Source organism: Paenibacillus albicereus, assembly GCF_012676905.1.
GTDB lineage: Bacteria > Bacillota > Bacilli > Paenibacillales > Paenibacillaceae > Paenibacillus_O > Paenibacillus_O albicereus.
Window position 1 is genome coordinate 1,645,960 of record NZ_CP051428.1, and the last position, 13,488, is coordinate 1,659,447.

Genomic DNA, 13,488 nt, shown 5'->3' on the forward strand with positions numbered 1-13,488 from the left:
TTATCATACCGAATCCCGGCTGCGTTCGAAACGAGGCGGGCGGCGGAAGGTTGAACAAATGATGACAATCTATGTAAGCCGCCAGGCTCGAAAGGGGAGCTTGGCGGCCTTTTCAGTGCTCTTCCTTGCGCTTGGCCGCATCGAACGGAGTCGGGATGAACAGGTCGATGATCCCGATGACGAGCGCGGCGAGAATGGCGCCGAGCCAGGTGACGGCGACGCCGCCGACGATGAACTGGGCGATGTAGATGACGATCACGCTGGCGACGAAGCCGACGATGCCGCGGCCGAACGGCGTGACCCTCTTGCCGAAGATGCCTTCGGCCACCCAGCCGAGCAGCGCGATGACAAGCGCCAGCATCAGCGCGCTCCAGAAGCCGCCGACCGTGAATTGCGGCACGATGAATCCGACGAGCATCAGGACGATCGCCGAGACGATGAAGCGGACGACATGTCCGAGAAAGTTCATGCAGGTTCCCTCCAGTCGAGTTGTTCCCGTCTCCCGTGCGGCAGGAAGGCCGTCGGTTTTGCCGGGTGCACGCCACTAGCATGGCCGGAATCGGGGCATTTTATGTAGGAAGAGTTCTCGCCCCGTGCGCCTGCCGTGCCCATCCGTTATAATGGCCCTAGAGAGGAGCTGTGGACCGTTCGTGGACAGCAAAATTTTAAGCACGCTTGAATACTCCAAAATCATCCATCAATTGATTCAACATACAGCGACTCCGATGGGCCTGCGGATGGCCGAGGAGCTCGCCCCTTCGTCCGCGCTCGACGATGTCGTCCGCTCGCTGCAGGCGACGGTGGAGGCGGCGAACGCCTACCGGCTCAAGGGCAATCCTCCGTTTCGCGGCGTGGCGGACATCCGCGCCCATCTGAAGCGGGCGGCGATCGGCGGCACCCTAAGCCCCGGCGAGCTGCTCGAGGTCGCGCTCACGGCGCGCGGAGCCAGGCGGGTGCGCAGCCATGTGCTGCATCTGCATGACGAGCAGCCGATGCCGCTGCTGGCGCATCTGGCCGAAGGCATGTACCCTCGGCGCGAGCTGGAGGACGACATCTTCGCCTGCATCGACGAAAGCGGGGAGGTGCTCGACGGCGCGAGCGTAGAGCTGGGACGCATCCGCCGCGAGCTGCGTCAAGGCGAAGGCCGCGTGCGCGAGAAGCTCGAGCAGATGCTGCGCTCCTCGTCCGTGCAAAAGATGCTGCAGGACACGCTCGTCACGCTGCGCGGCGACCGGTACGTCATTCCGGTCAAGCAGGAGTACCGCAGCCATTTCGGCGGCATCGTACATGACCAGTCGAACTCCGGCGCGACGCTGTTCATCGAGCCCGAGGCGGTCGTCGCGCTCAACAACAAGCTGCGGGAGGTCAAGGCGGCCGAGGCGCGCGAGATCGAGCGCATCCTCCAGAAGCTGACGGCGCTGGCCGCCGAGGCGGCGGAGGATCTGGCGATCAACCATGACGGCCTCGCCCAGCTCGACTTCGCCTTCGCCAAGGCGCAGCTCGCGCATGCGATGAAAGCCGAGCTGCCGCTCATGAACGACGAGGGCCGGATCGTGCTGAAGCGCGGCTTCCACCCTCTGCTCGACCGGTCCAAGGCCGTGCCGCTGCACCTGGAGCTCGGAGCGTCGCATACCGGCATCATCGTCACCGGCCCGAACACCGGCGGCAAGACGGTCGCGCTCAAGACGGTCGGCCTGCTCAGCCTGATGGCGATGTCCGGCTTGTTCGTGCCCGCGGACGACGGCACGGAGCTGTGCGTGTTCGACGCGATCTATGCGGACATCGGCGACGAGCAGAGCATCGAGCAGAGTCTCAGCACGTTCTCCAGCCATATGACCAACATCATCCGCATCCTGCGCGACATGACCCCGAGCAGCCTCGTGCTGCTCGACGAGCTCGGCGCGGGCACCGATCCGGCCGAGGGCTCGGCGCTGGCGATCGCGATCCTCGACCATATCCACCGCATGGGCTGCCGCCTGCTGGCGACGACCCACTACAGCGAGCTCAAGGCCTACGCCTACAACCGCCCCGGCCTCATCAACGCCAGCATGGAATTCGACGTGGCGACGCTCAGTCCGACGTACCGGCTGCTCGTCGGCGTGCCGGGACGAAGCAACGCGTTCGCGATCGCCGAGCGGCTCGGCCTGGACAAGGCGATCATCCAGCAGGCGCGCGGCGAGGTCAGCGAGGAGGACCTGCGGGTCGAGAACATGATCGAGTCGCTCGAGCGCGACCGCCAGAGCGCGGAGCAGGAGCGCGACAGCGCCGAGCGGCTGCGCCGCGAGCTGGAGGACGAGCGCAGCCTGTACGAGGAGGAGCTTCGCCGCTTCGAGGAGCAGCGCGAGCGCCTGCTCGCCAAGGCGCAGGAGGAAGCGCGCCAAGCGGTGCAGAAGGCCCGCCGCGAAGCCGACGAGATCATCCAGGAGCTGCGGCAGCTGCAGCGCGAGGAAGGCGCGGCGGTCAAGGACCACAAGCTGACCGAGGCGCGCAAGCGGCTGGAGAAGGCTTCCCCGCAGCTGGTCCAGGGCCGTCAAGGCGCGCGTCCGGCGGCCGAGCGGGAGATCGAGGCCGGCGACGAGGTCAAGGTGCACAGCCTCGGCCAGCGCGGCCACGTCGTCGAGCGGTCCGGCTCGGAGGCGACCGTGCAGCTCGGCATTCTCAAGATGAAGGTCAAGCTGGCCGACCTCGAGCTGCTGAAGCCGGCGCCTGCGCCGAAGGCCGCACCCAAGGCCGCGCCGGCGACGTTGAAACGGACACGCGACGACAACGTAAAGATGGAATTGGATCTTCGCGGCTCGAACCTGGACGAATCCATCATCGAGGTGGACCGATTCCTGGACGAATCCTTCCTGGCCGGCATGGGGCAAGTCTACATCATCCACGGCAAGGGGACCGGCGTGCTTCGCGCCGGCATCCAGGACTTCCTTCGCCGCCATTCGCATGTGAAGAGCTATCGGCTCGGCAACTACGGCGAAGGGGGAGCGGGCGTCACGGTCGCGGAGCTCAAGTAATTCCGAGAGGAAGCGATTAGCGTGAGCGGAATCATCGACGGGCTGCTGGACAATGCCTATGCCTCTTCCCTGATTTATGTCGCGGTGACGGTCATGGCCCTCGTCCTGTTCCTGACCGTGTTCGAATGGGTCGCCAAGTACAAGTGCTGGGACGAGATCCGCAAGGGCAACGTGGCGGTCGCGATGGCCACCGGCGGCAAGATTTTCGGCATCTGCAACATATTCCGGTTTTCGGCCAATGCCGGCGATTCCATCTACGGAAGCTTGATCTGGGGGGCGTTCGGCTTCGTCGTGCTGCTGCTCGCCTACTTCCTGTTCGAGTTCATGACGCCCGTATTCCGCATCGACGACGAGATCCAGCGCGACAACCGGGCGGTCGGCCTGATCGCGATGGTGATCTCGGTGTCGATCTCGTATGTCATCGGAGCGACGATCTGACGGCTTGGAGGAGATGGACATGAAGTACTTATGGGGCACGCTGGCCGTTCTGGCCGTCCTGTTCTTTGTGCTCGGCATTTTATATCTGGTATGATCGGGTTCGGACAGCAGGTTGGAGAAAGGAGCTGCAGCGATGGAGCATCAGCAGCAGGAGCGCGCGACGGACATCTGTCCGTGGTGCGACTCCGAACTAGTATGGGACGAGGAAATCGGTCCCGAGGAAGTCTGCCCGCATTGCAGCAATGAGCTGGGCGGGTATCGGACGCTCCGCGTCGGCGGAGCGGAGGGCGATGCGGACGAGCAAGAAGACGGGGACGAGCCGGCCGGCCGTGCGGAGGCTGCCGTTGGAACGACCGGAGCGGCCGCCCCGATCAGCGCGGACGAGGACGCCGACTGGGAGGCGGGCGACGACACCGGCTGGGCCGGAGCGGGCCGCCAGCAGTCGTGGCTGCGCGCCGACGAGAAGGTGCAGCGCATCCTCGACAACCAGGAAGAGGTGCCGGAGTGCCCTTCCTGCCGGGAATTCATGCTGCATGCAGGCACGAACATGCTGGGCGCGGGCTCGTTCTCGCCGGCCGAGCCGCCGTCCCTCCAGCAGCCGCTGCTTCCGGAGACGATCCGGCTGCAGCTGTACGTCTGCCCGAACTGCCATGAGGTGTCCACGAAGCTGGACCTCGGCTCGCGCTCCTACCTGGCGGAAGTGCTGGATCAGGAAAGCTGATCCGGCCGAAGCCAGCGGCGTCCTGCCGCTGGACAGGCTCCGCCTTCAAGCTCCGCGCTTATGCGCGGGGCTTTTTCGGTTTTCATGCCCTCGGACGACGGAGCGAGAAGCGGCATCGAAAAGAGAGGTTCGTTCCCGGCGCGGCATGCGGCCTCACGCATCATCTCCTGCCGGGGAGGGAACCCTCTCCCGAATGGAGGTGATGTCCGTGAAAAGCGAAAGCGCGCTCCGTCCCGCGCGCGAGGGGGCGCTGCACGGCCAGCCGCTGCTGCTGCTCGCCGTATTGACGCTGTACAACTGCGCGAACGCGCTGTCGGGCGTTTTCGTGCCGGTCTATCTGTTCAAAGCCAACCAGTCCTACGCGCTCGTCGGCTTGTTCTCGCTGCTCCAATATGCGGCGGGCGGACTGTGCGCGTACCTCGCCGGATCGTGGGCGAAGCGCAAAGGTCTCGTAGCCTCCCTGCGGACGGGAATCGCCGTCTCCGGCGCCTTTTACCTGGCCGTGCTGCTGCTCGGAAGCAAGGCGGCCTCCTGGGCGGCTCCGCTCGGCCTGCTGAGCGGGACGGCGGGCGGCTTCTTCTGGCTCGCCTACAACGTCCTCTACTTCGAGATTACCGAAAGGGACAACCGGGATGCGTACAACGGCATGGCCGGCCTGCTCGGCTCCGCGGTCGCCATGGCGGCTCCGTTCCTGTCGGGGCTCGTCATCTCCGGCAGCGGAGGAAACGCGGGCTATACGCTCATCTTCAGCGTGTCGCTCGCGCTGTTCGGCGCGGCCGCGCTGCTCAGCGCCAAAATCAAGAAGCGGCCGCCGCAGGGGCGCTACCGCTGGAGCTTCCCGGCGGCCGAGCTGCGCCAGCCGGAAAGCCCTTGGCGCCGCTTCGCTCCGGCCATCGCGCTGCAAGGGCTGCGCGACGGCGTGTTCCTGTTCGTGCTCGGACTGGCGATCTATGCCTCCACGGGGGCCGAGCAGAAGGTCGGCACCTATTACCTCGTCACGTCGCTCGTCGGCATGGCCGCTTTCTGGCTATGCGGCCGCAAGCTCGGACCGGAACGCCGCCGGACGGCCATGCTTGCCGGCACGCTCGCGCTCGCCGCAGCGCTGCTGCCGCTGCTCGGCGGCATGAGCTACGCCAGCCTGCTGCTCGTCGGCATCGGCACGGCGCTGTTCTCGCCGCTATATCTCATCCCGATCACCTCGTCGGTGTTCGATCTGATGGGACGCAGCGAAGAAGCGGCGTCGAGCCGCGTCGAGCTGACCGTGCTGCGGGAGCTCGCGCTGACGACGGGCCGGCTGGCCGGCGTGCTGGCCTTCATCGCCGTCGCCGGCCGCTCCGCTCCCGACTCGCCGTCGTTCGCCTGGCTGCTGCTGGCGCTCGGCTCGGCTCCGATCGCCGGCTGGTTCATCATCCGCAACCGGCTCCGCCCGCCGGGCTCAGCCATCCGTGCCGCGGACGCGGACCCGGACGGCAGCGGGAGCGGCTGAAGCCCGGACCCAGCGCCGGAGCTCCTTGCCCGCGCTTGCGCGGCGCTGCCGGACGTACTGGCGGATGACCTCGGGCTCTCCGCCGAACAGTCCCCGAGTGGCGGCCCGGCTCGCGTCGAGCCGGACTGCGGCAGCGATGCTTCCGTGCAGCTCCCCGACCAGCCGGTCGATCCGCTCCTCGGTGAAGTCCTCCTCGAGGAGCCGTTCGAACCCTTCGGCGTACGCCCTCTTCCAATCGTCGAACTGCATCAGCCGGCGCGTCAAGCCGTTGTAGCCCTGCACGCGGACCAGGCCGGCCGGACAGAGCTTGCCGTAGCAGTTGCGGCCCCAGGTGCCCTCGTAATCCCAAGGCAGGATGCCGTACCGCTGCCGGGACGCCTCCTCGTACAAGGCGTAATTCTGCTCGAAGCCGTCGAAGTTGCCGGTCAGCACCGCACCCGACAGCCAGCGCAAATAAGCGGGGACGTCGACGCGCTCCTCGATCAGCTCGCGCAGCTTGCCGTTTTTCAGGCGGTGGATGCCGCGAATGAAGGAGCAGAGGCGGGGGAGCGTATCGCCGTCGCCCTCGATGAACTCGTAGCCCTCCGCCAGATCGCGCTTGCGGCGCCCGCTCTCGGAGAGCGCGCGCTCGAAGTTGGCGGAGTCGTTGGCGGCGTACAGCAGCGACCGGTAAGGGATGCCGCGCAGGGCGAAGAAGCGGGAGTTGACCGCCTCGATCTCGAGGTACAAGCCCCGGCATTCTCCGTTGACGTCCAGCCACACATGCCGGGTGCGCGGCGCCGGCACGCCGATGCCTTCCATGAACCGGAACGAGAGGGCGTTGCGGATCATCGACGGATCGTCCGCCTCCGCGTTCCAGTGCAGCACGAGACCGCTGTCGAGCCTGATCTCGTACGACTTTTTCGGATACTCTCTCGTATGCCCTCCCCGATAGCGGAGCCTGGCGCCGTCCGTCCTGCCTCCCGCCGTCAGCTGGACCGGCACATGCCGCCGGCTCCATACGTCGCTGGCGAGTTCCGCTTGCGCCTGGGCGCTGATCCGAATGGATCGAACCGCCAATCCGGCTCTCATCGCGCACCGCCTCCTTTTTGTTTCCCCCGTCTCCGCTCCTGCCCACGCCATACCGTATTCCGATCGCGCCGGGTTGGTTCTAGGGCGGCTTTCGGGCGGGACGGCCCGGCAAGTCCCCATGCGCAAGGCAGACAGGCCGCATAGGATGCAGCAGAGCGGAAGGCGGACGCGCTGGACGCGCTCCGCTGCGGGAGGGGATCGAGCTGGAACGAAGCAGGATGACGACGGTGCAGCTGGAGGACGGCGCGATCGAGGCGGTCGTGCGGGCGAGGCGGAGGGATCTGCTCGTCGCGGACGATCCGCTGCGGAGCAGGCGGATCTACATTCCGCTGCATCAGGTGAAAGGGTTCAAGGGAAGTTTCGCGGCCGAGCCGGACGGAGCGCATGAACGCGACGGGGAGTCGGCGGAACGGACGATCGGCAGCGAGCCCCGCGACGAAGCCGGTATAGGCGCGACCGTGCTGCCGACGGGCTACAGGGCGATGCTGCTCGAGGCGAAGGGAACGTTCGCCGAGCTGAGGCTGTCGGCCCGGCATGTGCTGCACGGCTACCTCGCCGGCGTGATGAACGATTTCGCGCTGTTCTGCACGCCGCTGCATGGAGCCGTGCTGCTGCCGCTGGAGCATGTGCAGGCGCTCTCTCCTTATCCGGCGGGGCTTTCCCCGTACCGGCTGAAGCCGGAGCAGTTTCCGATCCGTCCGCTCTCGCTCGGCCTGTCGCGCCATTTCGAGCAGCAGCTGGAACGGCTCGAGGGCGAGATGACCGTCCTTTGCCGGGGAGGCTATCCGGATGTGGCGGGAGTGCTCGGCCCGGTCAAGGACGGCTTCGTGCCGATCACCGAAGCGGACGGAGGCAAGCTGCTGCTGCCGGTCCGCGCGCTGAAAGCGGTCTTTCTGTAGCGACGCCGCGGGAAGGGAGGCGGGTTGCGGAACGGCTTTCCTCGAGAAGCCTGGGCGGAACGATCCGCCTTCGCTTCGCATACATAACTCGTCCGGCAAAGGGCATTCTACTCCAAGGCAACTCATCCTTTCACCGATGGAGGTATCCGATGCAGCCGATTTCCGGAAAGGAACTGGAATACATCGCCGATTCCATGTCCAATGAAGACCTGCTGGCCAAGCAATGCGCTTGCGCCTCGACGAGCATCAGCGTGCCGGGCGTAAGCCAGGTGCTGGGCCGCATGACGTCCGTCCACCAGCAAAACTATGCGACGCTGCTCAGCTCGCTGCAGCAGCATCAGCAGCTGGCTCCTACGAGCCCGCAGACGAACTGAGCCCAATCCGAACAGGGAGGTCTAGACGATGAACCAGCAGAACCAGATGCAGCAGCCCAAGCTGCCCGACGCCGATTGGGCGTATACGGTGCTTGCCGACCTGAAGCGCGTCGTGCGCGAATACGCGACGGCCGCCACGGAATCGACCTGCCCGGAGATCCGCAAGCTGTTCACGGATCTGACGAACAGCACCCTGCAGATGCAGGGCGAGCTGTACAACGCGATGCAGGCGGCGAACATGTACGATACGTCCTCGCCGGCGCTGCGCCAGGATATCCAGAAGCAGCTGCAGACGTACCAGCAGACGCAGCAGCAGACGCAGCAGTTCATCCAGCAGCGGACGGCCGGCCAGGCCGCTCCGTTCATGCAGCAGTCCCAGCAGCAGCAGGGCGCGCCTGCCTACAACTGATTCGCTCCGCTGTGCTTCCCCAAAGGCCGGATGCCTTCATCCGGCCTTTTCGCCGTTCCCTTCGGCGGTCCGCCTTCGCGGCCGTCTCCTGGAAAATGCCGGGAAGCGGCCGCGCCTTCTTTTTTCCGAAAGGGAGACGATTCCCCTTTTTCCTTTCCAAACGCCTTGTTTACGTTGTAAAATGTTCTTCATACCGCTTCAGGAAGGGAGTTAAAAACGACGATGGATGATAGGAAACTCAAAGTGCTCGAGCTGCTCAAGGAAGACGCCCGCAGGAGCCCGCAGCTGATCGCGACGATGCTTGGACAACCGCTGAACGAGGTGGAGCAGGCGATCGCGGAGATGGAAAAGGAGCACGTCATCGTCAAATACGCGCCCGTCATCAACTGGAGCAAAGTGGACGACCAGAAAGTGACCGCCCTGATCGAAGTGCAGATCACGCCGGAGCGCGGGCGCGGCTTCGAGGGGATCGCCGAGCGCATCTACCTCTATCCGGAAGTCAAGACGGTGTACCTGATGTCGGGCGCCTACGACCTGCTCGTCGAGGTGGAGGGCCGGACGCTGAACGATGTCGCCTCGTTCGTCTCGAGCAAGCTGTCGACGATCGACTCGGTGCTCTCGACCAAGACGTTCTTCATTCTCAAGAAATACAAGCAGGACGGCATTATCTTTGAAGAAAACGAAGGCGATCAGCGGCTGCTGGTCACGCCGTGACGAGGGTGGTCCTAGATGAGCGTATCCAAGGAATCCGTTAAGCCCGAACGAACGGCTGTCCGCAGCATGGCGGACTATCTCTCGCCGCAGGCGAGGGCGATCAAGCCTTCCGGCATCCGCCGCTTCTTCGATCTGGCGAGCAGCCGCAAGGACGTCATCACGCTTGGCGTCGGCGAGCCCGACTTCGTCACGCCGTGGCATGTGCGCGACGCCTGCGTGGCGGCCCTGGAGGCCGGCAAGACGCAGTATACGTCCAACGCGGGCACGATCGAGCTGCGCGGCGCGATCGGACAGTACCTGAGCGACGGCTTCGGCGTCGACTACGATCCCGGCCGCGAGATTCTGGTGACGGTCGGCGGCAGCGAGGCGATCGACCTGGCGCTGCGGGCGCTCATCAGCCCCGGCGACGAGATTCTGATCCCGGAGCCGAGCTACATTTCATATTCGCCGATCACGGCGCTCTCCGGCGGCGTCCCCGTCGGCATCGAGACGTTCGCCCGCGACGCCTTCAAGCTCAAGGCGGAGTCGCTGCGGGCCGTGCTCACGCCCCGCTCCAAGGTGCTCGTGCTCAGCTACCCGAGCAATCCGACCGGCGGCATCATGACCTACGAGGACTGGCTGCCGATCGCCAAGCTCGTCGAGGAGCGCGATCTGATCGTCATCTCCGACGAGATTTACGCCGAGCTGACGTATGGCAGCCGTCATGTGAGCTTCGCCTCGCTGCCGGGCATGAAGGACCGGACGATCCTCGTGAGCGGCTTTTCCAAGGCGTTCGCCATGACCGGCTGGCGCATCGGCTACGCATGCGGCCATCACGAGCTGATCGGCGCCATGCTCAAGATTCACCAGTACACGGTCATGTGCGCCTCCAACATGGCGCAGGTAGCGGCTTACGAGGCGTTGACCAGCGGGATGGACGAGATGCACCGCATGATGGAGTCGTACAACCAGCGCCGCCGGCTTGTCGTCAGCGGCCTGCGCGAGATCGGGCTCGATTGCCATGAGCCGCAGGGCGCGTTCTACGCGTTTCCTTCGATCGCTTCGACCGGCCTGTCTTCGGAGGCGTTCGCCGAGCGGCTCGTTCAGGAGCATGGCGTCGCCGCCGTGCCGGGCAACGTGTTCGGCCTAGGCGGAGAGGGCCATCTCCGCTGCTCGTACGCGACGAGCGTCGCCCAGCTGACGGAGGCGATCGAGCGCATGGGAGCGTTCGTGCACAAGCTGGACGCGCAGGGATAGTCCGGACGAAATGGCATTTCTTGTAGGCAATGACGTCATGCTTTGGTATAATGAGCTGAACGGATGGCCATTACGGGGTGGCATTTTCCTGCAAGATCAGGTTCCGAAGACGGCTGCAGCCGAGTTGAACGGGAGGGATGCCGTATGACGACAGGAACGGATATCGGCGCATGGTCCCCGTCACGCCCAAAGCCATTGCCGGCCGGCAGCTGGACCCCGATGCTGCGAGAGCTTGCGGACGAGATCGATGCCTTGCGCCGCGAGATGGAGCAGACCTACGAGCAGGGGATCGGCTTCCAGTCGGAGCATCTTCTTGCGATCAGCCAGAAGCTTGACGTCAAGATCAATGAATTCCTGCATCGCCGGCTGAGCTGAGCGCTCGGACAGGGATGATGCGATGCGCATTGCGCACAAGGCTTCCGGACCGTTTCCGCCTTCCTGGCGGAGACGGGTCGGAAGCCTTTTTCGACTTTAGAGTTTTTCGTCTTCGGACCGAGCCGGAGAAGCGCTGTTGTGGGACAAGGAGCCCGTAGCGCGAGCCGAGCCTTTCTGGGCGGAGAAGCGCTTTTACTGGACAAGGAGCTCGCTGCGCGAGCCGAGCCTTTCTCCGATTCCACTGGAAGCCGGATGCCCGGATCGCCTAGCCTCCTATTCGGTGGCCATCCGTCTTCCAAGAGGACCGCTGCCGCTTCTCCGAAAGGCATCGGCTCGCTCCGCTTTGCCTTGTCTCTGCTTTCTCCTCCCTCTTTTTATGGAGGGTGGACGTCTCCCATATGACGGGGAGACGGCAGTGCTGCGTACGGTCGATACATATCGACTGCAGGCAGGGAGTGAGCAAGCAGACCGACCACCAAGCAGGCTAGCAGGCAACACAAACGGCCCCCTCCAGCCTAGACGATACCGCCATTTCCACCAGTCCCCTATTAATTCTTCATCCATGGGAAAGGCGTCGCAGCCAAGATGCCCCCGACTCCTAAGAACGAGATCCGTTTTTACCCCTTGATTGCGGAACGGCTGGCAAATCGAGAGGTTCCGGAGTCGCGTGGCCAAGCAGCGAGCATGAAGTTCACGATTAAAAGAGACGAGTCTACTTCTTTTGGAGCGTAAATTCGTTTCCGGCCGCGAAGCGACGGTGCGGCCTGAGTTGCCGGCGAAGCGGCGCTTCATGCAGGGACCAGAAGCGAAGCGGGGCGGGGAACTCGTGGAGAAGCGGCAGCGGTTCCCTTGGAGGCCGGATTCCACCTCTGCTGAGGAATGGAATCAAAGGAATCTGGGCTCCAGGGAGATCGGAACGAGTCCCCGCCATGCGAAGCGGTCCGGTCCCGCCGCCATGCGAAGCGGTTGGTCCCGGCGTTTCTCGCCTCGCGAAGTAATTCTCTGGTCCGCGAAACAAGTACCGGGTTCAGTTTCAGCACCCATTCCACGAGGAGGTGCCGGTCCATGCCGGGGCAAATCGGTCCCGGTTTTTTTGCTTCGGCGGCAGGAGAAAGGAATCGGCGGCGGGTCGCGATATGGTATAATGGAGCCTATCGACAAGAGAAGAAGGGAACGATCGGATGAAGCTGTATACGAGGACCGGAGATGACGGTTCGACATCGCTGATCGGCGGCCGCGTCGGCAAGGACGACGCGCAGGTGGAGGCGTACGGAACGATCGATGAGCTGAATGCCTTCGCGGGAGCCGCGCGCGCGGCCGCTCTCGCCGAGCCCGGCATGCAGCGGCTCGCGGACATGCTGGAGGAGATCCAGCAGGAGCTGTTCGACTGCGGCTCTGATCTGAGCTACGCCAGTCCGCGCCCGGAGCAGCTCAAGACGAACGGGGAGATGGCCGAGCGGCTGGAGCGGTGGATCGACGAGCTGGATGCAGAGTGCCCGCCGCTGCGGCGCTTCATCCTGCCGGGCGGCACGCCCCTCGCGGCGGCGCTGCACGTGTGCCGCACCGTCTGCCGGAGGGCGGAGCGGCGCGTCGTGACGCTGGCGGGAGAGAGGCAGATTCATCCGCCGGTGCGGGCTTACTTGAACCGCCTCTCGGATTACTTTTTCGCGGCCGCCCGAGCGGCCAACTTCCGTGCCGGGCAGCCGGATACGGAATATGCGAGGGGAGCGGACGTATTTCGTGGCGACCGCTAGAACCGATCCGCGCTACGTGCAGGGGTCCGTCCCTCCGCACGGCTACTATGAGCCGATCGCCGTCATCGCCGGCGAGTCCGAGCACGGCTGGCGCCTGTCCAAGCTGCTGGAGCGCCGCCTCGGCGTCTCGCGCAAGCTGCTCTCCCGGCTCAAGCTGACCGAAAAGGGACTGACGATCAATGGCGCGCGGGCTTACTCCGGTGATCCCGTCGCGACAGGCGACGTCTGCGAGATCCGCATGGAGCAAGAGCGTTCCGAGGACATCCTGCCCCAGCCGCTGCCGCTCGAGATCGTCTTTGAAGACGACTGGCTGCTGCTCGCTTCCAAGCCGGCCGGCATGGTCGTGCATCCGACGCACGGGCATTACACCGGCACGCTCGCCAACGCGGCGGTCCACCACTGGCAGCAGCGGGGAGAGAACGTGCGCTTCCGTCCCGTGCACCGGCTCGACGAGGATACGTCGGGGCTCGTGCTGATCGCCAAAAATCCGTACGTGCACCAGCAGCTCTCGGAGCAGCACGGAGACGGCCGCATCCGCAAAGGCTATGTCGCCTTCGCGTATGGCAGCCCCGCCATCGCATCCGGCCGGATCGACGCGCCGATCGACCGCGATCCGTCGGCTCCGCATGTCCGGATCGTCACGCCTGCGGGATATGCCTCGGCCACCCGCTACGAGACGGAGCGGACGTATGGAGGCGGGCGCGCCAGCAAGCTGCGGCTGCGGCTGGAGACCGGCCGGACCCATCAGATCCGCGTCCACGCGGGCTGGATCGGCTGTCCGCTGATCGGCGACCGGATGTACGGGCCGGCCGCGGCCGGGGGCGGAGAGGCCGCCTGGGAGCTTGCGGCCGGACGGCAGGCGCTGCATGCGGCGGAGCTGAGCTTCCACCACCCGATGACGGGCCGGGAGCTGAGCTTCGCAGCTCCGCTTCCGCCGGAGCTGCGGGCGCTGGAGCAGGCGCTCGTGCAGGCGACTGGATGGATGGATGAATGACGAAAG

At 65.1% G+C, this 13,488-nt stretch carries 14 protein-coding genes; 12 read left to right on the plus strand and 2 right to left on the minus strand.

Annotation, left to right across the window (positions count from 1 at the left end):
* Nucleotides 1–112: 112 nt before the first annotated feature.
* Nucleotides 113–469 (minus strand): phage holin family protein, encoded by a 357-nt coding sequence (locus HGI30_RS07205; protein ID WP_168907005.1) that lies wholly within the window; start codon nucleotides 467–469, stop codon nucleotides 113–115.
* A gap of 181 nt (nucleotides 470–650) precedes the next feature.
* Here HGI30_RS07205 and HGI30_RS07210 point away from each other — a divergent pair, with 181 nt between their 5' ends.
* From HGI30_RS07210 to HGI30_RS07225, 4 genes are all read left to right on the plus strand, one after another.
* Complete coding sequence (locus tag HGI30_RS07210; protein WP_168907006.1) at nucleotides 651–3,011, plus strand: endonuclease MutS2; 2,361 nt, start codon at nucleotides 651–653, stop codon at nucleotides 3,009–3,011.
* 21 nt (nucleotides 3,012–3,032) lie between these two features.
* Complete coding sequence (locus HGI30_RS07215) at nucleotides 3,033–3,449, plus strand: DUF350 domain-containing protein (protein WP_168907007.1); 417 nt, start codon at nucleotides 3,033–3,035, stop codon at nucleotides 3,447–3,449.
* Between the two features lie 133 nt (nucleotides 3,450–3,582).
* The gene (locus tag HGI30_RS07220; RefSeq protein WP_168907008.1) at nucleotides 3,583–4,170 is read left to right on the plus strand and encodes a hypothetical protein; all 588 of its coding nucleotides are present in this window, start codon (nucleotides 3,583–3,585) and stop codon (nucleotides 4,168–4,170) included.
* A gap of 208 nt (nucleotides 4,171–4,378) precedes the next feature.
* Nucleotides 4,379–5,656 (plus strand): MFS transporter, encoded by a 1,278-nt coding sequence (locus HGI30_RS07225; protein WP_168907009.1) that lies wholly within the window; start codon nucleotides 4,379–4,381, stop codon nucleotides 5,654–5,656.
* Here HGI30_RS07225 and HGI30_RS07230 read toward each other — a convergent pair.
* On the minus strand, nucleotides 5,606–6,727 hold the full coding sequence (locus HGI30_RS07230) for a CotH kinase family protein (protein WP_168907010.1): 1,122 nt from the start codon (nucleotides 6,725–6,727) through the stop codon (nucleotides 5,606–5,608). The two genes, HGI30_RS07225 and HGI30_RS07230, sit on opposite strands and share 51 nt — an antisense overlap.
* 218 nt (nucleotides 6,728–6,945) lie before the next feature.
* Between HGI30_RS07230 and HGI30_RS07235 the strand changes: the two genes are divergently transcribed.
* The 8 genes from HGI30_RS07235 (at nucleotide 6,946) to HGI30_RS07270 (ending at nucleotide 13,482) form a co-directional block, all read left to right on the plus strand.
* The gene (locus tag HGI30_RS07235; RefSeq protein WP_168907011.1) at nucleotides 6,946–7,626 is read left to right on the plus strand and encodes a hypothetical protein; all 681 of its coding nucleotides are present in this window, start codon (nucleotides 6,946–6,948) and stop codon (nucleotides 7,624–7,626) included.
* Between the two features lie 149 nt (nucleotides 7,627–7,775).
* Nucleotides 7,776–8,000 carry a hypothetical protein gene (locus tag HGI30_RS07240; RefSeq protein WP_168907012.1) on the plus strand — a complete coding sequence of 75 codons (225 nt, stop codon included), beginning with the start codon at nucleotides 7,776–7,778 and terminating at the stop codon, nucleotides 7,998–8,000.
* A gap of 28 nt (nucleotides 8,001–8,028) precedes the next feature.
* Nucleotides 8,029–8,409, plus strand: a complete 381-nt coding sequence (locus HGI30_RS07245; protein ID WP_235680353.1) for a spore coat protein — start codon at nucleotides 8,029–8,031, stop codon at nucleotides 8,407–8,409.
* A gap of 222 nt (nucleotides 8,410–8,631) precedes the next feature.
* The gene (locus tag HGI30_RS07250) at nucleotides 8,632–9,123 is read left to right on the plus strand and encodes an Lrp/AsnC family transcriptional regulator (RefSeq protein ID WP_168907013.1); all 492 of its coding nucleotides are present in this window, start codon (nucleotides 8,632–8,634) and stop codon (nucleotides 9,121–9,123) included.
* 15 nt (nucleotides 9,124–9,138) lie between these two features.
* Complete coding sequence (locus HGI30_RS07255) at nucleotides 9,139–10,359, plus strand: aminotransferase class I/II-fold pyridoxal phosphate-dependent enzyme (RefSeq protein WP_168907014.1); 1,221 nt, start codon at nucleotides 9,139–9,141, stop codon at nucleotides 10,357–10,359.
* A gap of 144 nt (nucleotides 10,360–10,503) precedes the next feature.
* Complete coding sequence (locus tag HGI30_RS07260) at nucleotides 10,504–10,734, plus strand: aspartyl-phosphate phosphatase Spo0E family protein (RefSeq protein ID WP_168907015.1); 231 nt, start codon at nucleotides 10,504–10,506, stop codon at nucleotides 10,732–10,734.
* Nucleotides 10,735–11,915: 1,181 nt separating this feature from the next.
* Nucleotides 11,916–12,488, plus strand: coding sequence for a cob(I)yrinic acid a,c-diamide adenosyltransferase (locus tag HGI30_RS07265; RefSeq protein WP_168907016.1), 573 nt, complete (start codon nucleotides 11,916–11,918; stop codon nucleotides 12,486–12,488).
* Nucleotides 12,475–13,482, plus strand: coding sequence for an RluA family pseudouridine synthase (locus tag HGI30_RS07270; protein ID WP_235680354.1), 1,008 nt, complete (start codon nucleotides 12,475–12,477; stop codon nucleotides 13,480–13,482). Before HGI30_RS07265 ends, HGI30_RS07270 begins: the two co-directional genes overlap by 14 nt.
* The last annotated feature ends 6 nt before the right edge of the window (nucleotides 13,483–13,488 follow it).